General features: G+C 68.7%; 21 protein-coding genes and 1 pseudogene. 10 read left to right on the forward strand and 12 right to left on the reverse strand.

The features are described from left to right. Positions 1–14: 14 nt before the first annotated feature. From ACQP2E_RS26910 to ACQP2E_RS26920, 3 genes are read right to left on the reverse strand one after another with little or no spacing between them, the layout of a single operon-like run. On the reverse strand, positions 15–2,408 hold the full coding sequence (locus tag ACQP2E_RS26910; RefSeq protein WP_433825732.1) for an aerobic carbon-monoxide dehydrogenase large subunit: 2,394 nt from the start codon (positions 2,406–2,408) through the stop codon (positions 15–17). Then, the gene (locus ACQP2E_RS26915) at positions 2,405–2,881 is read right to left on the reverse strand and encodes a (2Fe-2S)-binding protein (RefSeq protein ID WP_433825733.1); all 477 of its coding nucleotides are present in this window, start codon (positions 2,879–2,881) and stop codon (positions 2,405–2,407) included. Before ACQP2E_RS26915 ends, ACQP2E_RS26910 begins: the two co-directional genes overlap by 4 nt. A 2-nt stretch (positions 2,882–2,883) precedes the next feature. Further along, on the reverse strand, positions 2,884–3,777 hold the full coding sequence (locus ACQP2E_RS26920; RefSeq protein WP_433825734.1) for an FAD binding domain-containing protein: 894 nt from the start codon (positions 3,775–3,777) through the stop codon (positions 2,884–2,886). Between the two features lie 119 nt (positions 3,778–3,896). Here ACQP2E_RS26920 and ACQP2E_RS26925 point away from each other — a divergent pair, with 119 nt between their 5' ends. After that, positions 3,897–4,946, forward strand: coding sequence for an XdhC family protein (locus tag ACQP2E_RS26925; RefSeq protein ID WP_433825735.1), 1,050 nt, complete (start codon positions 3,897–3,899; stop codon positions 4,944–4,946). Between the two features lie 110 nt (positions 4,947–5,056). On the opposite strand, the gene ACQP2E_RS26930 is transcribed toward ACQP2E_RS26925, so the two are convergent. Further along, entirely contained in the window at positions 5,057–5,353 is a 297-nt protein-coding gene (locus ACQP2E_RS26930) for a metal-sensitive transcriptional regulator (protein WP_433825736.1), read from the reverse strand. Between the two features lie 77 nt (positions 5,354–5,430). Between ACQP2E_RS26930 and ACQP2E_RS26935 the strand changes: the two genes are divergently transcribed. The 3 genes from ACQP2E_RS26935 to ACQP2E_RS26945 are packed head-to-tail and all read left to right on the forward strand — an operon-like array spanning position 5,431 to position 8,785. Continuing rightward, positions 5,431–5,643: a heavy-metal-associated domain-containing protein gene (locus ACQP2E_RS26935; RefSeq protein ID WP_433825737.1), complete on the forward strand. Its 213-nt coding sequence runs from the start codon at positions 5,431–5,433 to the stop codon at positions 5,641–5,643. Next, the gene (locus ACQP2E_RS26940) at positions 5,640–6,581 is read left to right on the forward strand and encodes a hypothetical protein (RefSeq protein WP_433825738.1); all 942 of its coding nucleotides are present in this window, start codon (positions 5,640–5,642) and stop codon (positions 6,579–6,581) included. The genes ACQP2E_RS26935 and ACQP2E_RS26940 overlap by 4 nt, the downstream gene beginning before the upstream one ends. After that, entirely contained in the window at positions 6,578–8,785 is a 2,208-nt protein-coding gene (locus tag ACQP2E_RS26945; protein ID WP_433825739.1) for a heavy metal translocating P-type ATPase, read from the forward strand. The genes ACQP2E_RS26940 and ACQP2E_RS26945 overlap by 4 nt, the downstream gene beginning before the upstream one ends. A gap of 37 nt (positions 8,786–8,822) precedes the next feature. Here ACQP2E_RS26945 and tuf read toward each other — a convergent pair whose 3' ends face one another. Both tuf and ACQP2E_RS26955 read right to left on the reverse strand, forming a co-directional pair. Then, positions 8,823–10,013: an elongation factor Tu gene (tuf, locus tag ACQP2E_RS26950; RefSeq protein WP_433825740.1), complete on the reverse strand. Its 1,191-nt coding sequence runs from the start codon at positions 10,011–10,013 to the stop codon at positions 8,823–8,825. A gap of 265 nt (positions 10,014–10,278) precedes the next feature. Continuing rightward, a complete protein-coding gene (locus ACQP2E_RS26955; protein ID WP_433825741.1) occupies positions 10,279–10,491 on the reverse strand; it encodes a hypothetical protein in 213 nt (70 codons plus the stop codon). A gap of 32 nt (positions 10,492–10,523) precedes the next feature. Between ACQP2E_RS26955 and ACQP2E_RS26960 the strand changes: the two genes are divergently transcribed. Beyond that, on the forward strand, positions 10,524–10,982 hold the full coding sequence (locus tag ACQP2E_RS26960; protein WP_433825742.1) for an exonuclease: 459 nt from the start codon (positions 10,524–10,526) through the stop codon (positions 10,980–10,982). 22 nt (positions 10,983–11,004) lie between these two features. On the opposite strand, the gene ACQP2E_RS26965 is transcribed toward ACQP2E_RS26960, so the two are convergent. From ACQP2E_RS26965 to ACQP2E_RS26975, 3 genes are all read right to left on the reverse strand, one after another. Beyond that, positions 11,005–11,526, reverse strand: coding sequence for a redoxin domain-containing protein (locus ACQP2E_RS26965; protein WP_433825743.1), 522 nt, complete (start codon positions 11,524–11,526; stop codon positions 11,005–11,007). 39 nt (positions 11,527–11,565) lie between these two features. After that, on the reverse strand, positions 11,566–13,746 hold the full coding sequence (locus ACQP2E_RS26970; RefSeq protein WP_433825744.1) for a family 43 glycosylhydrolase: 2,181 nt from the start codon (positions 13,744–13,746) through the stop codon (positions 11,566–11,568). Positions 13,747–13,836: 90 nt separating this feature from the next. Next, the gene (locus ACQP2E_RS26975) at positions 13,837–14,196 is read right to left on the reverse strand and encodes a nuclear transport factor 2 family protein (protein ID WP_433825745.1); all 360 of its coding nucleotides are present in this window, start codon (positions 14,194–14,196) and stop codon (positions 13,837–13,839) included. Between the two features lie 247 nt (positions 14,197–14,443). Here ACQP2E_RS26975 and ACQP2E_RS26980 point away from each other — a divergent pair, with 247 nt between their 5' ends. Continuing rightward, positions 14,444–15,058, forward strand: coding sequence for a DUF4360 domain-containing protein (locus ACQP2E_RS26980; RefSeq protein WP_433825746.1), 615 nt, complete (start codon positions 14,444–14,446; stop codon positions 15,056–15,058). A 155-nt stretch (positions 15,059–15,213) separates the two neighbouring features. On the opposite strand, the pseudogene ACQP2E_RS26985 reads toward ACQP2E_RS26980, so the two are convergent. Both ACQP2E_RS26985 and ACQP2E_RS26990 read right to left on the reverse strand, forming a co-directional pair. Further along, a pseudogene (locus tag ACQP2E_RS26985) lies at positions 15,214–15,846 on the reverse strand (response regulator); the annotation flags it as partial. A gap of 167 nt (positions 15,847–16,013) precedes the next feature. Then, on the reverse strand, positions 16,014–16,856 hold the full coding sequence (locus tag ACQP2E_RS26990; protein ID WP_433825747.1) for a sensor histidine kinase: 843 nt from the start codon (positions 16,854–16,856) through the stop codon (positions 16,014–16,016). Positions 16,857–16,954: 98 nt separating this feature from the next. On the opposite strand from ACQP2E_RS26990, the gene ACQP2E_RS26995 reads away from it, so the two are divergent. From ACQP2E_RS26995 to ACQP2E_RS27005, 3 genes are read left to right on the forward strand one after another with little or no spacing between them, the layout of a single operon-like run. Continuing rightward, a complete protein-coding gene (locus ACQP2E_RS26995) occupies positions 16,955–17,650 on the forward strand; it encodes an ABC transporter ATP-binding protein (RefSeq protein ID WP_433825748.1) in 696 nt (231 codons plus the stop codon). Positions 17,651–17,675: 25 nt separating this feature from the next. Further along, complete coding sequence (locus ACQP2E_RS27000) at positions 17,676–18,428, forward strand: hypothetical protein (protein WP_433825749.1); 753 nt, start codon at positions 17,676–17,678, stop codon at positions 18,426–18,428. Beyond that, positions 18,425–19,138 carry a hypothetical protein gene (locus ACQP2E_RS27005; RefSeq protein ID WP_433825750.1) on the forward strand — a complete coding sequence of 238 codons (714 nt, stop codon included), beginning with the start codon at positions 18,425–18,427 and terminating at the stop codon, positions 19,136–19,138. Before ACQP2E_RS27000 ends, ACQP2E_RS27005 begins: the two co-directional genes overlap by 4 nt. A gap of 51 nt (positions 19,139–19,189) precedes the next feature. On the opposite strand, the gene ACQP2E_RS27010 is transcribed toward ACQP2E_RS27005, so the two are convergent. Further along, entirely contained in the window at positions 19,190–19,969 is a 780-nt protein-coding gene (locus ACQP2E_RS27010; RefSeq protein ID WP_433825751.1) for an ACT domain-containing protein, read from the reverse strand. 281 nt (positions 19,970–20,250) lie between these two features. Here ACQP2E_RS27010 and ACQP2E_RS27015 point away from each other — a divergent pair, with 281 nt between their 5' ends. After that, positions 20,251–21,153 (forward strand): CDP-alcohol phosphatidyltransferase family protein, encoded by a 903-nt coding sequence (locus ACQP2E_RS27015; RefSeq protein ID WP_433825752.1) that lies wholly within the window; start codon positions 20,251–20,253, stop codon positions 21,151–21,153. The last annotated feature ends 113 nt before the right edge of the window (positions 21,154–21,266 follow it).

Consider the following 21,266-nt stretch of genomic DNA (forward strand, 5'->3'; position numbering starts at 1 on the left):
CGACCCACCACGGGTTAGATCGGCGGAGTGGCCTGGCCGCGCATCGCGTCCCAGACCCGGGACGGAGTGAGCGGCATGTCCGCGTGCCGGATGCCGAACGGCTTGAGTGCGTCGACGACCGCGTTGACGATCGCCGGCGGCGAGCCGACCGTGGCCGACTCCCCCACACCCTTCGCGCCGATCGGGTGGTGCGGCGACGGGGTGACCGTGAAGCCGGTCTCCCAGTCGGGCACCTCGAGAGCGGTCGGGATGAGGTAGTCCATCAGCGAGGCGCCGAGGCAGTTGCCGTCCTCGTCGAAGGAGATCATCTCCATCAGCGCCATCCCGACGCCGTCGGTGAGACCGCCGTGCACCTGGCCCTCGATGATCATCGGGTTGATCCGGGTGCCGCAGTCGTCGACCGCGATGAAGCGGCGGACCTTGACCTCGGCAGTGCCCGGGTCCACGTCGACGACGCAGATGTACGCACCGTGCGGGTACGTGAGGTTCGACGGGTTGTAGCAGATCTGCGCCTCGAGCCCGCCCTCCATCCCGTCCGGCAGATCGCCCGCGCCGTGTGCCCGCATCGCGATGTCCTGGATGGTGACCGACTTGCCCGGGTCGCCCTTGACCGAGAACGATCCCTTGATCCAGTCGATGTCGGCGACCGACACCTCCAGCATCGCGGACGCGATCAGTTTCGCCTTGTCCCGAACCTTGCGGGCCACCAGAGCCGCTGCCGCGCCGGAGACCGGGGTGGACCGGCTGCCGTACGTGCCGAGGCCGAACGGGGTGTTGTCGGTGTCGCCGTGCACCACGTCGATGTCGGCCGGCGGGATGCCCAGCTCCTCGGCGATGATCTGCGCGAACGTGGTCTCGTGCCCCTGGCCCTGTGTCTTCACCGAGAGCCGGACGACGGCCTTGCCGGTCGGGTGGACCCGCAGCTCACAGCCGTCGGCCATGCCGAGGCCGAGGATGTCCATGTTCTTGCGCGGGCCGGCGCCGACCGCCTCGGTGAAGAACGAGATGCCGATGCCCATCAGCTCGCCGCGGGCACGCTTCTCGGCCTGCTCCTTGCGCAGCTCGTCGTACCCGGCCATGTCCATGGCCAGGCGCATCGTCGGCTCGTAGTCGCCCGAGTCGTAGACCCAGCCGGTCTTGGTCGTGTACGGGAACTGGTCCTTCTGGATGAAGTTCTTCAGCCGCAGCTCGGCCGGGTCCATCTGCAGTTCGTACGCCAGCACGTCGACGATCCGCTCGACCAGGTAGACCGCCTCGGTGATGCGGAACGAGCAGGCGTACGCGACACCGCCGGGCGCCTTGTTCGTGTAGACCGCGGTCATCTTGCAGTGCGCGGCCTCGATGTCGTAACTGCCGGTGAAGACGCCGAAGAAGCCGGCCGGGTACTTCACCGGGGCGGCGGTTCCGTTGAACGCGCCGTGGTCGGCGAGCACGTTCGTCCGGATGCCGAGGATCTTGCCCTCGCGGGTGGCCGCGATCTCGGCCCGCATGATGTAGTCGCGGGCGAAACCGGTGCTGATCAGGTTCTCCGAGCGGTCCTCCATCCACTTCACCGGCTTGCCGGTGACGATGGAGCCGACGATCGAGTGCACGTAACCGGGGTAGATCGGCACCTTGTTGCCGAAACCGCCGCCGATGTCCGGCGCGATCACCTGGATCTTGTGCTCCGGGATGCCCGCGACGATCGCGTACAGGGTGCGGTGCGCGTGCGGGGCCTGGGTGGTCGACCAGAGCCGCAGCTTGCCCTCGACCGGGTCGAAGTCGGCGACCGAGCCGCACGTCTCCATCGGGGCCGGGTGGACCCGCGGGTAGACGATGTCCTCCTTGACGATCACGTCCGCCTCGGCGAAGACGCGGTTCGTCTCCTCCTCGTCGCCGGTCTCCCAGTCGAAGACGTGGTTGTCGCTCTTGCCCTCAAGATCGGTCCGGATGATCGGTGCGTCCGGCTCCAAGGCCTTGCGGACGTCGATCACCGGGTCGAGGACGTCGTACTCGACGTCGATCAGCTCGAGCGCGTCCCGGGCCTGGTACCGGTCCTCGGCGACGACGAACGCCACCTCCTGGCCCTGGAACCGCACCTTGTCGGTGGCGAGCACGGCCTGCACGTCGTTGGAGAGGGTCGGCATCCAGGCCAGGCCGAGACCTTTGAGCGTCTCACCGGTCACCACGGCCTTGACGCCGGGTGACGCCTCGGCCGCGCTGGTGTCGATGCTGACGATGTTCGCGTGGGCGAACGGTGAGCGCAGGATCGCCAGGTGCAGCATGCCGGGCAGCTGCACGTCGTCGACGAACCGGCCGCGGCCTCTCAGCAGGCGCGCGTCCTCCTTGCGCAGCATCCGGCCGAAACCGACGGGTTTCTGGTCGTTGTCCTCGAATTCGGTGAGACGCTTGTCCTGCAGATCGGTCATTTCGCCGCCGCCTCTGCCTCGTTCACCGCGGCCCAGCGGACCGACCGGACAATGGAGGAGTAACCCGTACAGCGGCAGATCTGGCCGGAGATGGCCTCGCGGATCTCGCCCTCGGTCGGGTCGGGGTTCTTGTCGAGCAGGTGCCGGCAGGTCATCAGCATGCCCGGCGTGCAGAAACCGCACTGCAGGCCGTGGCACTGCCGGAAGCCCTCCTGGATCGGGTCCAGCTCGGCGCCGTTGGCAAGACCTTCGACGGTACGCACCTCGCGCCCACCGGCCATCGCGGCCAGCACCGTGCAGGATTTGACGGGCTCGCCGTCCATCCACACCACGCAGGTGCCGCAGTTGCTGGTGTCGCAGCCCCAGTGGGTGCCGGTGAGGCCGAGCGTGTCGCGCAGGAAGTGCACGAGCAGGAGCCGGCCTTCGATGTCCTTGGTGTACTCGACACCATTCACGGTCACGGTGACCTGCATGCTCAGCTCCTCGCCCGGTCGGCGCTTGCTCGTTGAACGGCGCTGCGCAGCGTCCGCCGGGTCAGTTCGTCCGCCAGGTGGCGCTTGTAGTCGGCGCTGCCGCGGGTATCCGTCGCCGGGTCGCAGCTGCGGGCCGCGATGGCGCCGGCGAGTTCGAAGAGCGCCTCGGCCGGTTCCTGACCTCGTAGTGCCGCCGAGATCTCCGGGATGCCTGTGGTGTTCGGTCCGACGGCGGCGAGGCCGACGCGGGCGTCCTGGATGTGGCCCTGATCGTCGAGCCAGATGGCGGCACCCGCGGACACCACGGCCCAGTCACCCGCCCGGCGCTCGACCTTGGAGTAGGCGCTGCCAGTTTTTCCGGATTTAACCGGAATGCGGATCTCGGTGAGGATCTCGTTGTCCCCGACGGCCGTCTCGTACGGCCCGACGTGGAACTCCTCCATGGTGACCACCCGCTCGGTCCCGCCAGGGCCACGAATCACGCAGCTCGCGTCGAGCGTCGTGCACACCGCCGACAGGTCCTCCGAGGGGTCCGCCTGGCAGAGCGAGCCGCCCAGCGTGCCCCGGTTACGCACGATCGGGTCGGCGATCACCTTCTCGGCGTCCCGGAAGATCGGGAAAACCTCGGCCAGGGCGTCGGACTCCAGTAGCTCACGGTGCCGGGTCATCGCCCCGATCCGCACTTCGCTTTCTCCGAGGCGGATGTATCCCAACTCACCGTGGAGATCGTTGATGTCGATCAGATATTCGAAGTTCGCCAGCCGGAGCTTCATCATCGGCAGCAGGCTGTGGCCGCCGGCCACCAGCCTCGCTGAGTTACCGAGACGCTCCAGCAATCCAATGGCTTGGTCAACGCTCGTGGCACGTTCGTACTCGAACGGAGCCGGCACCTGCACCCTGCACCTCCCGCTAATCGCGGGAACCCTCGCGCGACGGGTGTCCAATGTCAACAGCGACCTAAGCCTTCACTTAACTCGCGTTTGACTCTCCCGTGAAGATCGCGGATCGTTCGGGAATGCGTGACATCGTTGACGGCCTGATCGCCTGGCGTGCTGCCGGTAAGGCGTTCGCCCTGGCCACGGTGGTCAACACCTGGCGTTCGGCACCCCGCCAGCCGGGTGCGGCGATGGCCGTGAACGCCGACGGCGAGGTCATCGGCAGCGTTTCCGGCGGATGTGTCGAGGGCGCCGTTTACACCGCCGCACAAGATGTGCTGGAGAGCGGAAAAGCACAAACCCATACGTACGGGGTGAGCGACGGCGACGCGTTCGAGGTCGGCCTGACCTGCGGCGGGACGATCGAGATCATGATCCAGCCGTCGACGGCGCTCAGCGTCCTCGACGACGTGCTGGCCGCCATCTCCGCAGGCCGGCCGGTCGCGACCGCCTCCGTGCCCGATGCCCAGCTGGTGATCTGGCCTTCGGGCGCCGCCGGCACCCTCGGTGACGACGAACTGGACCGGCAGGCCGCTCAGCAGGCCGCCGGGCTGCTCGCGCACGGCCGCTCGGCGATCGTGCAGGCTTGCGAGCGCGAGGTCTTCGTCCAGTCGTACGCCGCACCGGCCCGCATGATCGTTTTCGGTGCGATCGACTTCGCGGCGGCCGTGGCGCGGATCGGCAAGTTCCTCGGCTATCAGGTCACGGTCTGCGACGCCCGCAGCGTGTTCGCCACCCCGGCCCGCTTCCCCGACGCGGACGAGATCGTCGTCGAGTGGCCGCACCGGTACCTGGAGGCCACCGAGGTCGACGAGCGCACCGTGTTGTGCGTGCTCACCCACGACCCGAAGTTCGACATCCCGCTGCTGGAGGTCGCGCTGCATACCCCCGCCCGGTACATCGGGGCGATGGGCAGCCGGCGGACCTGCGAAGACCGGATGCAGCGCCTGCGCGAGGCCGGGGTGTCCGAGGCGGCGCTGTCCCGGCTGCGCGCGCCGATCGGGCTGGACCTGGGCGCCCGCACCCCCGAGGAGACGGCCGTGGCGATCGCCGCCGAGATCGTGGCCCTGTCCTGGGGCGGGTCAGGCGCGCCCTTGACGGATCTGATCGCCCCTATCCACGGTTTCTGATCGCGTTTTCCCCGGCTTCTAGCCGCGGTTCTGGTCGGCTTCCAGCCGCGTTTCTGGTCGGCTTCCAGCCGCGGTTCTGATCGGCTTCCAGCCGCGGTTCTGATCGGCTTCTAGCCGCGTTTCATCAGGCGGCCGACCGCTGCCATCAGTTCTGACGCCATCTCGTCGGCGCGGCCCTCCTGCGCCCCCTCGTGCATGCAGTGGCGGGCGTGGCCGTCCAGCAGGCCCAGCGCGACCTTGTCCAGCGCTGCCTGGATCGCGGAGATCTGAGTGAGGATGTCGATGCAGTAGCGGTCGTCGTCGACCATCCGATCGATGCCGCGGACCTGCCCCTCGATGCGGCGCAGCCGGGATTGCAGGTTGTCCTTGGTGGCCGTGTAGCCGCGCGTCGGAGCGGGGTTGGTCATGCCTTCATGTTACAACCCCCCAGGGGTATCCGGCGCGTCCTTGCGATACCCCTACCGGGTATGTGTACTCTGGGGTCATGCAGACGACGACCTACTCCGTGACCGGCATGACCTGCGCCCACTGCGTGAGCTCCGTCAGCAGCGAGGTGAGCCAGCTCGCGGGGGTGACCGACGTGCAGGTCGACCTCGCCACCGGCACCGTCTCGATCACCAGCGCCGAACCGCTGGACCGGGCGGCCGTCGCGGCCGCGGTCGACGAGGCGGGGTACGAGCTGGCGGTGACACCGTGAGGACCCCGGCGAAGCTGGCGGCGTACGCCACCGGGCTTCTCGCGATCTTCGGGGTGTCAGCGGGGGCCGGCGCGGTGATCGGCCCGGACAACGCCCCGCAGGCGGCAAAGCCAACACACACGGCGGCACACGGTGGGCCCACGTCCAACGGGTCCACGGCACACGGTGGGCCCGCGTCCAACGGATCCACGGCACACGGTGGGCCCGCGTCCAACGGATCCACGGCACACGGTGACCCCTCAGCATCGACTGATCATCAAGGCCACGAACCCGCCGGACTCCAGAGCATCCAGGACGGCTACCGCTTCGTCCCGCTCACCACCGAACTCCCCAGCGACGACTTCCGATTCCAGATCCTCGACCCCGGCGGCACCCCGGTGACCACCTACACCCGCGCCCACGACAAAGACCTGCACCTCATCGTGGTCCGAGGCGACCTGTCGAACTACCAGCACGTCCACCCGGCGCTGAGCCCCGACGGCACCTGGCACATCCCGCTGAGAACCAGGAACCCCGGCCAGTACCGCCTCTTCGCCGACTTCCAGACCGCCGGCCACGAGCTGACCCTCGGCGTCGACGTCCCGGCTCCCGGCGACTACCAGCCGACCGAGCTCCCCCACCCGGAGCGCACCGCTGAGGTGGCCGGTTACCAGGTCACGATGCAGGGCGACTTCCAGCAGGGTGACCTCACCTTCACGGTCACCAAGGACGGCAGAACCGTGACGACCGAGCCCTACCTCGGCGCCCGGGGCCATCTCATCGCCCTGCGCCAGGGCGACCTCGCCTACCTCCACGTGCACCCCACCGACCCGCAATCGCTCGCCTTCCACGCCGAGGTCCCGTCGGCCGGGGTCTACCGTCTGTACCTGGACTTCCAGCACGACGGAAAGGTGCACACCGCCGAGTTCACCGCCGACACCGGGCACACGCACAAATGAGGACCGCCGCCATGAACCGAGTAGAGCTGGCCATCGGCGGGATGACCTGTGCCTCGTGCGCGTCGCGTATCGAGAAGAAACTGAACCGGATGGACGGGGTGACCGCCACGGTCAACTACGCCACCGAGAAGGCCACGGTCACCGTCGACGGCCCCGTCACCACCGCCGACCTGATCGCGACCGTGGAGAAGACCGGCTACACCGCAGCTGAAAAAGCCGAGGAAGAGACAGAAAAGCAGGAAATATCCGACAGCTTCGCCACCCGCCTCTGGGTCTCCGCCGCGCTCAGCGTCCCGGTCATCCTGCTCGCCATGGTCCCCGCCTGGCAGTTCACGTACTGGCAGTGGGCGTCACTCACCCTGGCCGCACCCGTGGTCGTCTACGGCGGCTACCCCTTCCACAAAGCCGCCGCGATCAATCTCCGGCACGGCGCCGCGACCATGGACACCCTGATCAGCCTGGGCACCCTGGCCGCGTTCGGCTGGTCCCTCTGGGCGCTCTTCCTCGGCACCGCCGGCGAACCCGGCATGACGCACCCGTTCCGGATCGCGATCGAGCGCACCGACGGCGCCGGCAACATCTATCTCGAAGCGGCCGCCGGAGTGACCACGTTCCTGCTGGCCGGGCGCTATTTCGAGTCCCGGTCCAAGCGCCGGGCGGGCGCGGCGATGCGAGCGCTGCTGGAGCTCGGCGCCAAGGACGTGACGGTCCTCCGGCACGGTCAGGAGATCCGCGTCCCCGTCGACCAGCTGATCAGAAACGACCTCTTCGTCGTCCGCCCCGGCGAGAAGATCGCCACCGACGGCGTCGTCGAGGAAGGATCCTCGGCCGTCGACGTCAGCATGCTGACCGGCGAGAGCGTCCCGGTCGAGGTCGGCCCGGGCGCCGCGGTGACCGGCGCGACGGTGAACGCCGGCGGTCGCCTGATCATCCGCGCCACCCGGATCGGTGCCGACACCCAGCTCGCGCAGATGGCTCGTCTGGTCGAGGACGCGCAGGCCGGCAAGGCTCAGGTGCAGCGGCTCGCGGACCGGATCTCGGGTGTCTTCGTACCGATCGTCATCGGTCTGGCGATCGCCACGCTCGGCTGGTGGTTCGGCACCGGCGCCGGCTGGACCGCCGCGTTCACCGCCGCTGTCTCCGTACTCATCATCGCCTGCCCGTGCGCGCTCGGCCTTGCGACTCCTACCGCCCTGCTGGTCGGAACCGGTCGCGGCGCGCAACTCGGCATCCTGATCAAGGGTCCCGAGGTTCTGGAGTCGACCCGCCGTGCCGACACGATCGTCCTGGACAAGACCGGCACCGTCACGACCGGCCGGATGACCCTCGCCGCGGTGCTTCCGGCCGCCGGCCAGGACCGCGACGAGCTGCTGAGACTCGCGGCCTCTGCCGAGTCCGCCTCGGAACACCCGATCGCTGCCGCGATCGCCGCCGAGCTCACCGATCACCTCCCGGTGAGTGATTTCACCAGCTTCGAGGGCCTTGGGGTACGCGCAAAAGCAGGCGGGCGATCGATCGTCGTAGGCCGGCCCGCACTGCTCGAACGTGAGGGCCTGATCGTCCCGTCCTCGGTGACCGAGATCGCCGCCGCCGAGGAGGCCGCCGGCCGCACCGCGATCGTCGCCGGCTGGGACGGCGAGGCCCGAGGCGTCCTGTCGGTGGCCGACGCGGTGAAACCGACGAGCCGCTCCGCGGTCGAGAAACTGCGGGCCCTCGGCCTGCACCCGATCCTGCTGACCGGCGACAACGAGACCGTGGCCCGCGCCGTCGCCGCCGAGGTCGGCATCGACGAGGTCATCACCGGCGTGCTGCCGGCCGACAAGGTCGCGACGGTGAAACGCCTGCAATCCGAGGGCCGCGTCGTGGCGATGGCCGGCGACGGGGTGAACGACGCCGCCGCCCTGGCCCAGGCCGACCTGGGCCTGGCGATGGGTAGCGGCGCCGACGTGGCGATCGAGGCCTCCGACCTGACGCTGATCCGCGGCGACCTGACCGCCGCCGTGGACGCGATCCGGCTGTCCCGCCGCACGCTGCGCATCATCAAGAGCAACCTGTTCTGGGCGTTCGCCTACAACGTGGCCGCCCTGCCGCTGGCCGCGGCGGGCCTGCTCAACCCGATGATCGCCGGTGCCGCGATGGCCTTCAGCTCGGTCTTCGTGGTGGCCAACAGCCTGCGCCTGCGCCGCTTCTCCCCGACAACCTGAAAGGTGGCCCGGCCGCTCAGCCGGGCCACCCCGTTTCTCAGTCCAGCACCGCCGCGATGGTTCCGGCGGCGACCGTGCGGTTGCCCTCACGGACCGCGAACCCCATCCCCGGCTCCAGCGCCACCTGCTTGCCCAGCGTCACCGTCACCTCGTCGAGGGTGTCGCCCGGCATCACCAGGTCACGGTCACCCAGGTCGAGCCCACCGGACACGTCGGTCGTGTGCAGGTAGAACTGCGGCCGGTAGTCGGCGGCGAACGGCGTGTGCCGTCCTCCTTCGGCGGCTGTCAACGCGTACAGACGGGCCTTGAATGTGCGGTGCGGGCGCACCGAAGCCGGCGCCGCGACGACCTGGCCGCGCTGCACCTGCTCGCGCTTGATTCCCCGGAGCAGGATGGCGGCGTTGTCGCCGGCCTGCGCCGACTCGAGCACCTTGCCGAACGTCTCCAGGCCGGTAGCGACGCTGCTCACCGTCGGTCCGAGGCCGACAACCTCGACCGGCTCGCCGGCGCGCAGCGTGCCGCGCTCCACCTTGCCGGTCACGACGGTGCCGCGCCCGCTGATCGACAGCACGTTCTCGATCGGCATCAGGAACGGCTCGCCGAGTTCACGAGGCGGAATCGGCACGTAGGCGTCGACCGCGTCGAGCAGATCCTCGACGCTGCGGACCCACCGCGGGTCGCCTTCGAGCGCCTTGAGCGCGCTGACCCGCACGACCGGCACCTCGTCACCGGGGAAACCGTAGGCGGACAGCAGCTCACGAACCTCCAGCTCCACCAGGTCGAGCAGCTCCGGGTCGTCGACGGCGTCGCTCTTGTTGAGCGCCACCACCAGGTACGGAACACCGACCCGCTGGGCGAGCAGCACGTGCTCGCGGGTCTGCGGCATCGACCCGTCCTGCGCCGACACGACGAGAATCGCCCCGTCCACCTGCGCCGCCCCCGTGATCATGTTCTTCACGTAGTCGGCGTGGCCGGGCATGTCCACGTGCGCGTAGTGCCGGGACGCGGTCTCGTACTCGACGTGCGCGATCGTGATCGTGATCCCCCGAGCGGCCTCCTCCGGCGCCCGGTCGATCCCCTCGAACGCGACATACCGGTTGGAGGCCGGGTCGCGGTCGGCGAGAACCTTCGTGATCGCGGCGGTCAGCGTCGTCTTCCCGTGGTCGACGTGCCCCATCGTGCCGATGTTGAGGTGTGGCTTCGTGCGTACGAACTGGCTCTTGGCCATGGTCTTTCGTTCCTCACTGGATGCGAGGCGTGGGATGGTGCGCTCCCCGCTGCCAACCGGGTCGCGCCAGAACCGCGCAGCATGCGGACACCCTTCCCCTGGGCTCTGCTGCTGGTGGGGAAGGGTCAGCTTCGCGTATCAACGGTGCTCAGGCACACGGGAGCCACCACAAGAGGCAGCTGCAAACCGGGCGCGAACATGAAGAGCACGATAGGCGTGAACGCCCGACCACGCGACCGAATTCCCGTGCGTCTCTACACAGCTGTCATGCCGCTTTCTCCCGGGCGGCGATCTGTGAGATGCGCTGGGGGGAAAGCCCCAGCAGGGCGCCGGCATCCCGGACCGTATAGCCATCGTGCAGGAGCGCACACACAGCCGATTCGGTTGCCTGCTCGGCTTTCGCGTCAGCCTCCCGTGCCGCCTGCCGAGCACGCAGTGCCTCGGTGACAGTGCCGGGAAACTCGGGATGCTTAGTCAACTAGATAGATCAGTAAAGCTGACTAGACACCGGTGAAGGTCGGGGTCAGGGCCGACGGAAAGCGGTCGCCCGCCGCCGCGGGGCATCCGGACACGATGGCCTGGTGGGCGACCCAGCCGGAGGCCTGGGCGGCCTGCCGCGCCGATCAGGAGGACCCGAAATCAGCAATGGTTCGCTATCGGGCCTGGCTGGACGACCTGCCGGGCAACCCGGTCTTCGTCGGGTACCCGGCGGCGTTCGACTTCATGTTCGTCTACTGGTACCTGATCCGGTTCGCCGAGCGCAGCCCGTTCTCGCATTCGGCGCTGGACATCAAGAGCTTCGCGATGGCCCTGCTCGGCACCGATTACCGTGCCACCACGAAACGGTCGATGCCGCGCCGCTGGTTCAGCAACGCACCTCATACGCACGTCGCGCTGGACGACGCCATCGAACAGGGTGAGCTGTTCTGCGCGATGCTGGCGGAGCGGTCTACCGAACCGCTTCGATGATGCGACGCGCGTCCAGCGGGGTCTACCAGGTGGCGCGCACGTCGACGAAGCGCACCCGGCCCGAACGGTCGGCGACGACGACCGACGCGAACGGCAGCACCGATCGCCCGGTGCCGAGCGGGACGTCCGCACCCGGGCTCGCAAACCCGATGTTGAGGGCGTCGATGAGTACGTGCCGCGGGTCGGACGCCACCAGGAAGCCCAGCTCCTCGCGGTGCTTCAGGTCCGCCAGACGTGACGGCGCCTGCGGGCTGACCGCGACGAGGTGGGCATCCAGGCTGTTCAGTTCCGGCCACAGCGAGGTTTGGTACGCGCGCAGAAGCGCCTCGCACTCGGCCGAGCCGGCGTACCGGATGAAGACCAGCACGACCGGCCCGGTGTCGAGCAGGCGGTTCAAGTGGATCGGGCCGAAGTCGGTCTCGTAGATGGGCAGGGCGGGCAGCCGGTCGCCGACAGCGACCATCCGCTTCCAGATCGAGTTGCGTTCCAAAAGATGCTGGAACGCCTCACCCTCGACGCGTCGCAGGTCATGCAGTGTCGTCATGCATCGATAATACCCACAATGCACATAGGAATTCGAGGTTCACCCTCGGTAAGCGCGGAGGTAGTCGAACGTTCCGGTGGCTCCTGACGCATTCATCGAGATCATCCCGATCCGGTACGTGCCGGTGTGCGGCAGCGTCCACACCCCACCCCAGGTCCAGTTCACGCCGTCGACGCTGGTCGCGGCACGGACCTCGTCCTCATCGGCGATCGCGTCGTACGCGTACCGAAGGCGCAGCCAGGTCGTCGGCGCGGCCGGCCCGACGAACATCGGCGCGTTCGCCACGGCCGTCGGCGGTGCCGTGGTGGGCCGCTCTCCTTCCTTGCCGAATTCGGTCACGTGCAACACCTCGCTGGTCCCGGCCAGCGGCAGCACCGAATGCGCGAGCTTGAACCAGCGATCGTCGTTCTGATACAGCAGCAGCCCGGCCTGCTGGTTGCCGCGCGTACCGTCGAAGGTCAGTTTGGTCTCCACCGTGAAGTCGCCGGACGGCGCGTCGCGCAGCAGGACCGACGCGGTGTTGGTGCTGAGGTACAGCTCGGCGTTCTGCGTCGGCCAGACCAGGTTTCCGCTGTTCACGACCGCATTCGCCGACCCGCCGCGCACCCAGCTCCAGGCCGGGTCGGCACCGTCGAACTCATCCGAGTGCTGCGGCAGCACCACGCCCGGCACCGGGTCCACGACCCGCGCGGTGACCGGCCGGTACAGCCGCGCCGCACCCACCCCGACCGCGTCGCCCTCGGCGCCAATCTTGCCGCTGAACAGGGCCGATGCGGGCAGGGTGATCGCGACGGTCCCGACCGCGTCGCGCAGCCGGTCGGCCGAGACCTCGACGGTCAGCGCACGCCCGCGCCTCTCGGCCGCGACATTGTGCCGGCTCCCATGATCAAAACCTTGCGGAAGATCAACCCCTGCTTGGGTACGCACACCGCGCACCGTCACCTCCAGGACCAGGCGGTTCGTACCCTTGTCGAGCCGGGCGACGACAGTGTTGTTCCGGTCGGCGTAAGCGATCACCAGCCCGGCGCCGTCGCGGAGCTCACCCTCCACGCGGACGTCCCCGCTCACCGTCTGCCGGCTCAGCGCGGAGCCGGCCGGAACGGTCACGGCGGGCGTCGTCACCGGCGCGACCTGCGGCGAGTTGGACGGTCCCGCCCCGGCACGGACCACCGGCCAACCGTTGATCCAGTCCAGCCGGTCGATCATCAACGGTCGTTTGGTGAGCCGCAGCGTGGCGCCGTTCGCGCCGGTGACCGGCGGGAAGTCCGGGTCATCGGCGGCGATCGCGTGGTAGACCAGCCAGTCCTGCCCGGCCAGGTCGGTGACCAGCGAGTTGTGGCCTGGCCCGATCCAGCGGTCGCCGTTCGCGGTCAGGACGATGCCGTCCTTGCTGGTCAGGTCCATCAGGCCGGCGCCGCTCGGTGCGCTGAACGGTCCGAGCGGGCTGGCCGAGCGGCCCACCTTCACGGTGTAACCGCTGTACGCCCCGTCGCAGCAGCCGGCGTCCGAATAGAGCAGGTAGTACCAGCCGCCGCGATGCACCACGAACGCGCCTTCGGCCCGGCGGCCCCGGGCCACCTGGGTCACGTCGCCGACCAGTGCGGTGGCGTCCGCGTTCAGTCGCTGCACGCAGATCGTGTCGTAACTGCCCCAGTACAGATAATGGGAGCCGTCGCTGTCGGTGAACAACGCCTGGTCGATCGTGCCGCTCGGGCAGCCGTTGCCGGACGCCGGCACGAGCAGCCCGTGGTCGGTCCACGGCCCGAGCGGGTTCGCGCTGGTCAGCAGGGCGATGCCGCCGTTGGAGAGCGAATACGTCAGGTAGTACTCGCCATTGACGTAACGGATGTCCGGCGCCCAGGCTCGCGTGGTCCCCGCCCAGTACCCGGGCTTGGCGTCCAGCGCGATCACATCATCCCGGTACGTCCACGTGACCAGGTCGGCCGAGGAGATCACCGGCAGGATGTGCTCGCCCGTCTCGCCGGCGCTGTTGAGGATCGGGTTCGTGGTGCCGTACGCGTACCAAAGACCGTCCTTGCCGCGGATGACCGCCGGGTCGGGGAAGGTGTCGACGGTGCCGGCACTGACCGGATTGGAATAGGCCGGATTGGGATAGGCCGGATTGGAATAGGTGGGCTCGGCAGCGTGCGCGGCCACCGGCGCCGGCGCGAGGCCGCCGGTGGCGAGCAGAGCCAGCACGAGAAGACCGCGAAGCCTCATGTCACTCCTGAGTCATGTCCGGGTTGGTGCCCCGAACGTAGGAGTGACCGAATTTTTCCCGCTAGAGGCCGACAGAAGCGGTTACAGGTGTCACGGCAGTGTTGGCGCGGTCAAGATCTCGGTCACCGACCAGTGCTCGACGATGAGGCCGGCCTCGAACCGCCAGATGTCGACGACCGACTCACGCACCTCGCCGGCGGTCAATGCATAGTGCGCCACGACGAACTGGGCGTCCGCCACCACGTGTTCGATCTCGATCTCAGCGGTGGCGATCGGCGAGGCCTTGATGAACTCGATCCAGGCATCGCGGCCGGCCGGCGCGCCGGGCGTGTGGGAGAGGAAGTCCTCCCGCAGAATCTCGGACAGGACGCTGGTGTCGCCTTCCGCGAACCGGCCGAACGCGTCCAGGAACTTCGCTTTGTTGATCTCCGCCTCATCGATGTCAGTCATGACACCACATTGGCACCGGCGGGCCACCCCTGTCGACCGTGATCATGTGCCTACCATCGATCCGCCGACCATGTCCGGCGTTTCCGGAATATCTGTCCGGATGACCGGGCGCGATGCGCCCGGACGGTCAATAAAACAGCTGAGCGGCCCACCGTCAAGCGGGTTGGTTGCGCTATTCGCTGCGCCTTCTCACCCCTTGATCGTACGTTTTGAAGCGCCTTTTAATCGTTTTGAGGAGGAGTTTCGAATGCTCAGCGCTCTCGCCGCAGGAGCCATCGCCATGTCGTCGCTGACCGGGCCTGTCACCCCGCCGCCCACCACCGAAATGGTGATCGACGTGGTGCAGGCGAACGGCTCCGGCTGTCCCAAGGGCAGCGCCGAAGTGACCGTGTCGCCGGACAACAAGGCGTTCACCGTGTCGTACAGCAAATTCATCGCGCAGATCGGGCCCGAGGCCAAAGCGACCGATTTCCGAAAGAACTGTCAGCTGGCGCTGGACGTACTGGTGCCGTCCGGTTACACGTACGCGGTGGCCGGCGCCGACTATCGCGGTTACGCCAGCCTTCAGGAAGGGGTCACCGCGTCGGAGACCGCGTTCTACTACTTCCAGGGCGAGCAGCACACCACGAAGATCAAGCACGATTTCGTGGGTTACTTCGAGGACGAGTGGCAGCGCACCGACCAGGTCGAGATGAGCTCGCTGTCGTTCCTGGACTGCGGCGAGAAGCGGTACCTGAACGTCAATACCGAGCTCAAGGTCAACGCCGCCAACGCGGACAAGAAAGTCACGAACTGGATCACGATGGACTCGACGGACGGCTCTCTGGAGACGATCTATCACGTGGCCTGGATGAAGTGCTGACCTCCTCTGGCCTGGGTTTCGGCCCGGTCTCCGGCTCGACCGGCGTGCGGGCGCGTTTCGGCCCGGTCTCCGGCTCGGCCGGCGTGCGGGCGCGTTTCGGCCCGGTCTTCGCCTCGGCCGGCGTGCGGGCGCGTTTCGGCCCGGTCTTCGCCTCGGCCGGCGTGCGGGCGCGTTTCGGCCCGGTCGGAGCGGGGGCGGACCAGGCCGGCGTTGAAGGCGGCGATGACGAGCTGCGCCCGGTCGCGTGCCCGCAGCTTGGCCAGCAGGTGCGAGATGTGTGATTTCACCGTCTTGATTGAGATGTCCAGGGCGTCCGCCACATCGTCGTTCGACAGCCCTGACCCGATCAGCGCGAGCACATCCACCTCGCGGCGGGTGAGGTGGCGCAGCGACCCGGCACCCCGCTCCGGGCGGGGCGCCGCGACGTAGTGCGCCACCAGCCGCGTGAGGATCGACGGCGCGAAGAGCGACTCACCGCGACGGGTCCGGCGCACCGCGTCGGCAAGCTCCTCCGGGCGGGCATCCTTGAGCAGGAAGCCGGATGCTCCCGCGCGCAGAGCCTCGTAGACGTACTCATCCAGCTCGAACATGCTCAGCACCAGCACCCGGCAGGTGCTCAGCACGGGGTCGGCACAGATGCGCCGGGTGGCCTCGAGCCCGTCGAGGCGGGGCATCCGCACGTCCATCAGCACCACGTCGGGCCGGGTCGCCCGCGCTTGGACCAGCGCCTCAACCCCGTCGCCGGCCTGGCCGACAACGGTCAGATCCGGCTCGTTTTCGATGATCACCGCAAGACTCCGCCGCAACAGGTCCTGATCGTCGACGAGGAGAACCCTCGTCACGGGCGCGGGCACCGGGCCGGTCGTGACGCCGGGATCGGCGCCGGTCTGGAACCCGGCGGCCTCGGCCCTGGGCTCGATTTCGGCACCGGCGCGTGGCCCGGGGTTGGCGCGGGTCATGAGTCTGGGATCCGGGCGGTCAGCTGGAAGCCGGCGCCGGCCGGCTCTGCGGTGAGGGTGCCGCCCAGGCTGCCGATGCGCTCCCGCAGACCGGCCAGCCCGTGCCCGGCGCCGGGCATCGCGTGCCAGCCACCCGCGCCGGGGCCCTCGTCGGCGACGACCACCACGACGAACGGGCCGTCCCGGCACAACCGGACGTCGACTCCGGTCGGGCCGGCATGGCGGGCTGCGTTGCTCAACGCCTCGCGTACCGTCCGGCAGACCGCGACCTGAACGCCCTGAGTGACCTCACCGAGTGGCTCGCTGGAGAGCTGCGGCCGCAGGCCGGCGGCCTCCGCGGCATGGACGATCTCCGGAAGTGTGCCGAGACCCTCCAGCGGAGCGCGCGGACCGGCCTGCGACGGCTCCCGCAGAACCGTCAGCATCCGGCGCAGCTCGGCCGTCGCGTGCCGGCTCGCCTCCTCGATGTCGATGAGCGCCTCCTGGACCTCCGGCGATTTGGGCACGTGACGGGTGGCGGCCGCGCGCACGGTGATCAGGCCGAGCCCGTGCGAGACGAGATCGTGCAGGTCACGGGCGATCCGCAGACGCTCGGCGAGAACCTCCTCGGAGGCCGCCCACTCGGTGAGCCGTCGCTCGTAGGCCGCCCGGTCGGTGCGTCGCCGCCGGATGCCCCAGAGCAGGGCGGCGACCGCGATGCCGCCGATGAGCGACGGGATCACGATGGTGACCGGGCCGGATGTGCCGACAGTGCACAGCGCGAGGATCAGCGCCGTGGCGACGGCGCCGATGATCGGCACGGTCCCGGACCGCCAGGCCGGGCGAGGTTGGGCGAACACCCCGCCGACTGTAGCTCTCAGACCCTGGTCTGAGACCGCGCCGAAAACCGGGATCCTGGTCCGATGTGCTCGGTCGCCGACCCGGCTTGACTAGGGCAATGATCGCCATCGACCATCTGAGCCGCCCGGGCCGGTTGCACGACGTCTCCTTCGAGGCAAGACCCGGCCGGGTCACCGGTTTCCTGGGGCCGAACGGCGGCGGCAAGACCTCCACCCTGCGCCTCCTGCTCGGGTTGGACAGAGCCCGCGGTGGCACCGCCCTGGTCGCCGGCCGAAGATACGCCGACTGGCCGCGCCCGCTGACCGTCGTCGGCGCGCTGCTCGACGGCAGCGGCGCCCACCGCGCCCGGTCCGCCCGCGCCCACCTGCGCTGGATGGCCGCGAGCAACGGCCTGCCACGATCCCGGGTCGGCGAGGTCCTCGACCTGGTGGGCCTGTCGGCCGAGGCGGGCAAGCGGGCCGGCCGGTTCTCGCTCGGCATGAGCCGGCGCCTCGGCCTGGCAGCGGCGCTGCTCGGCGATCCACAGGTGCTGATCCTGGACGAGCCGGTGAACGGTCTCGACCCCGCCGGCATCCGCTGGATGCGGGATTTCCTGCGGTCGAGCGCCGGCGAGGGCCGCACCGTTCTTCTCTCCAGCCACCTGATGGGCGAGCTGGCCGGCGTCGCCGACGACGTGGTGATCATCGATCGCGGCCGGGTCGTCGCCCGCGGCACGGTCGGCGAGGTCACCGCGGGCCACCCGACCTTGGAGGACGCGTTCCTCGCCCTCACCGCAGGAGGCACCACATGGTGAGCCTCATCCACGGCGGAGGTGCCACATGGTGAGCCTGATCCACGCCGAGCTGCGGAAACTTCTTGGCCTGCCGACTGCCTGGATCGGCCTCGTGCTGGGCCTGGTCGCGGCACCCGCGCTCGCCGTGCTGAACGCTCCTGCGGCCCGGCGCGCGGTCGCCGACGGCCTGGTCAGCGACCCGTCCGACCTGGGTTTCCAGGACCTCGGCATCGGGCTCCTCGGCGCGATGATCCTCGGTGTCGTCGCGGTCAGCAGCGAGTTCACCCCGACCGGCGACGACATTCCCGGCGCACGGCAGCTCACCGCGACCCTGCTAGCCGCGCCGCGCCGCACCCGCCTGCTCGCCGCCAAGGCCGCCGCCCTCAGCCTGGTGGTCGCGGCCCAGGGCCTGGGCACGGCGGTCGCGACACTGGTTCTGACCGAGCAGATGCACGGCACCCTTGTCCCGGCGCCGCAGCCGGCCCGGGTGCTGGCGGCAGTCCTTTACTGGACCCTGCTGGGCCTGCTGGCCTGGGCGATCACCCTGCTGGCCCGCAACGGGATGATCACCCTGACCGTGCTGATCGTGAACAGCAGCGTGGTGTCACTGTCCTACCTGCTGACCAAGGTGACCCCGTGGGCTGCCTACCTGCCCGACATCGTCGGAGCCCACATGTTCCTGCGCGGCATTGACGTCCCGGTGCGGATTCCCCCGGTGACCGCGGGCCTGGTGATGACAGCCTGGGTGGCCGCCCTGATCGCCATCGCCACGCTCACCTTCCACCGGCGCGACGCATGACTGCCAAGAGTCGTCTGTCTGCCGCCGGACGCATGCTGCTGGCGGAGATCGGCAAGTTGCTGACCCTGCCGTCGCTGCGGACGACTTTCCTGCTGACCTGCGCGGCGACACTCCTGCTGAGGCTCGTCGACCTGCCCGGCTCGATCCTGGTGCACACGCAGGCCGGCTTCCTGATCTTCGGCGTGCTGGCGGCCGCCCACGAGCACGACCGCGGCAGCCAGATCCACAGCACCCTGCTCGCCATGCCACGCCGTCTACCACTCGCCGCCGTGAAAGCGCTGGCCCTGACCCTGGTGACCGCACCGCTGGCCTTCCTGGTCGCGATCACCGCCGTCGAACCGACCAGCACCGCCACCGCCACCGCCACCGCAGGTGCCACTGTCACTACCACCAGCACCAGCACCAGCACCAGCACCAGCACCAGCACCAGCGAAGGCCACGGCGGCGGTCACGCCGCGGTCCTCGCTGCCGGCTACCTGGTGCTGGCGACGCTGGCAGCCTCCGGCGCCGGGACGCTGCTGCGCAACGACGTGGGCGCTGCAGGCCTGACCCTCACGGCATATCTGCTGGTCACGCCGCTGATTCGCGCACGCCTACCCACCGCCGGGACCTGGCTGCCCGAAGCCCCAAACCCAAGCCTCGCCGCAGCCATCTGGGCGCTGACAGCCCTCAGCGCCGCGGCAGCGACTTTCCACTACCGCGACGCATGAGAGCACCTCATCGGCAAGCTGCCGCCAGCACAGCGGCAAACCCCCGCCGCCTCAGCGGCGCGTCGCCGCCATGTGGGAGCACAAATCAACCAGGGCCTGCGCCCGAGAGATCTCAGTGGGAGTGAGCACAGGTGACGACCGAACCAGATAAAGCGGCACCCCGCCCGGCCCTCGCAACGCGGCCGCGTGCGGATCCGCGTACCCCGCGTCCACCGCCAGCTCAGCGCCCAGCAAACGCCGGACAGCCTCACCAGCGGTGACATTCCCCGCCGCTACCTCCGCAGCGATGCTCAGTGCCCGAGTCGCCGGGTCCACCAGATCGTGCACATCAGCCCGGCTCACCTCGGTCTCCTCGCCCCCGCCGGCCGCCACCGTCGCGACGACGTCCTGGGCGCTGATCTCGCGGGGCACCGCGACCAGCAGTTCATCCACCGCACCCCGCTCACCCGGGTGGATCTGAACAGCGAGGATGTTGATGCCCCGGGCGGCGAGCCTGCTGCTGAGGCCGGCGAGCGTTCCCGGCCGGTCGGGCAGCGTGGTACGCAAACGCATGAGTTCCCGGTCCTTCGCCGGGATCGCAAGCAGGTCGTGCAGGGATGCGTGTCGCTGCGGCGCCGTCTGAGGGCGCCGGTGTCCCGCCCGCCAGCGGCGGCGCAGCAGGGCGCCGGCGAGAAGGATGGCTGCGCTCGCCATCAGCATCATCTCGCCGTGAGCGTGTTCGCCGACCAGCGTGACGAACAGGTGCACCGTGCCGACCGCGAAGAAAACCGCGGCCACCTCGATCAGTTCGGTGGCCCAGTGGGACACCCGGAATCGGTCGAACGGCTTCATGACAGGGATCTTCAACGCCCGACATGTCCTCGCTGATGACTCACTGTATCCAGGATGAAAACACTCCGCTGTTATGTGAAATTGGGATTAATGCCTCTCACCGGCACCACTCGGCCACCGTGCCGCCGATTGTCCGATCTCGGACTGGATACCCACAGCGATCTCATAGATCATGTCTCCCGAGTGCGGGGGTCTCGATATGTCAATGCATCGCTTGATTAGTGTCCAGACTGCCGCCTCCGCCTGTTCACATACCTGCGGACCTACGGTGGAGACACGGCATGGCACAACGACCGACGCTTGCGGTGATACGCGAGCGCACTTACAAACGCAGGGATGCCTGGTGGACCGTCTGGCTGGTTGACCCACTCGCTTCCCGGCTGGTCTGGCTCGTGGCGCCGTGGCGCTGGGTCACCCCGAACCGGCTGACGATCGGCGCGTTCTTCGTCGGCCTCGGTTCGGCGTACTGCTTCTGGCAGCAGGACTACACGTGGCTGGTGGCCGGTGCGATTCTGTACCACCTGAGCTTCGTGCTGGACTGCATGGACGGCAAGATCGCCCGGCTGAACGGCACCGGTTCGCTCTTCGGGACGTGGCTCGACTACGTCTTCGACCGGCTCCGGGTGCTGGCCTGCGCGATCGGCCTCTTCGGCGGGCAGTACCTGCGTACCGAAGAAGTGATCTACCCGCTGCTGGCGACGCTTGTCATCTTCATGGACATGTTCCGGTACCTGAACGCCCTTCAGATGAGCCGGGTCAAGCTCTCGATGAAGGATCGCCTGCTGGAAGCGGCTCAGGCGGCCGGCACGAAGAAGCCGGAGTTCGTCGAGGAGACCGACGAGGAGACGCCCGCATACCCGGACGCCGACCCCACCCAGTCCGCGGTCGACGTGCACGGCGACTTCCGTACCAAATTCAGCCTCTTCGTGCGGATCCGCAACCTGCTGCTGCGTCAGCGGATCCGGGCGCACGTGTTCAGCGGCATCGAGTTCATGATGTTCGTATTCATCGTCGGCCCGATGATCGGGCAGATCGTGGCGACCACCATCGCGTCGTCGGCGCTGCTGCTCGCGTTCGAGGCGCTGCTCGTCTTCAAGCTCTGGACCACGACGAAGACGTACAACCGGCGCCTGAAGAAACTCCAGGCCAAGGCCACGACAGATCAGGCGCCAGCCCTGGTCTGAGCAATAAGAAGAGCCGAGAAGAGCCGAGAAAAGCCGAAGAGAGCCGAGAAGACCCCGGAGAAGACTCGGGCAAGATCGACGAAGTGCCCCGGCGGACATCCCGCCGGGGCACT

Origin of the sequence: Actinoplanes sp. CA-015351, from assembly GCF_050955685.1 — a bacterium.
Taxonomy (GTDB): Bacteria; Actinomycetota; Actinomycetes; order Mycobacteriales; family Micromonosporaceae; genus Actinoplanes.

Excerpts from the sequence above, each read along its gene's own strand:
- ACQP2E_RS26910 (WP_433825732.1), bottom strand. The coding sequence starts at position 2,408 with ATGACCGATCTGCAGGACAAGCGTCTCACCGAATTCGAGGACAACGAC.
- ACQP2E_RS26980 (WP_433825746.1), top strand. The coding sequence starts at position 14,444 with ATGCTCAGCGCTCTCGCCGCAGGAGCCATCGCCATGTCGTCGCTGACC.
- ACQP2E_RS26935 (WP_433825737.1), top strand. The coding sequence starts at position 5,431 with ATGCAGACGACGACCTACTCCGTGACCGGCATGACCTGCGCCCACTGC.
- ACQP2E_RS26970 (WP_433825744.1), bottom strand. The coding sequence starts at position 13,746 with ATGAGGCTTCGCGGTCTTCTCGTGCTGGCTCTGCTCGCCACCGGCGGC.
- ACQP2E_RS26995 (WP_433825748.1), top strand. The coding sequence starts at position 16,955 with ATGATCGCCATCGACCATCTGAGCCGCCCGGGCCGGTTGCACGACGTC.
- ACQP2E_RS27015 (WP_433825752.1), top strand. The coding sequence starts at position 20,251 with ATGGCACAACGACCGACGCTTGCGGTGATACGCGAGCGCACTTACAAA.
- ACQP2E_RS26945 (WP_433825739.1), top strand. The coding sequence starts at position 6,578 with ATGAGGACCGCCGCCATGAACCGAGTAGAGCTGGCCATCGGCGGGATG.
- ACQP2E_RS26975 (WP_433825745.1), bottom strand. The coding sequence starts at position 14,196 with ATGACTGACATCGATGAGGCGGAGATCAACAAAGCGAAGTTCCTGGAC.
- ACQP2E_RS27005 (WP_433825750.1), top strand. The coding sequence starts at position 18,425 with ATGACTGCCAAGAGTCGTCTGTCTGCCGCCGGACGCATGCTGCTGGCG.
- ACQP2E_RS26915 (WP_433825733.1), bottom strand. The coding sequence starts at position 2,881 with ATGCAGGTCACCGTGACCGTGAATGGTGTCGAGTACACCAAGGACATC.
- ACQP2E_RS26965 (WP_433825743.1), bottom strand. The coding sequence starts at position 11,526 with ATGACGACACTGCATGACCTGCGACGCGTCGAGGGTGAGGCGTTCCAG.
- ACQP2E_RS26925 (WP_433825735.1), top strand. The coding sequence starts at position 3,897 with ATGCGTGACATCGTTGACGGCCTGATCGCCTGGCGTGCTGCCGGTAAG.
- ACQP2E_RS27000 (WP_433825749.1), top strand. The coding sequence starts at position 17,676 with ATGGTGAGCCTGATCCACGCCGAGCTGCGGAAACTTCTTGGCCTGCCG.
- ACQP2E_RS27010 (WP_433825751.1), bottom strand. The coding sequence starts at position 19,969 with ATGAAGCCGTTCGACCGATTCCGGGTGTCCCACTGGGCCACCGAACTG.
- tuf (WP_433825740.1), bottom strand. The coding sequence starts at position 10,013 with ATGGCCAAGAGCCAGTTCGTACGCACGAAGCCACACCTCAACATCGGC.
- ACQP2E_RS26930 (WP_433825736.1), bottom strand. The coding sequence starts at position 5,353 with ATGACCAACCCCGCTCCGACGCGCGGCTACACGGCCACCAAGGACAAC.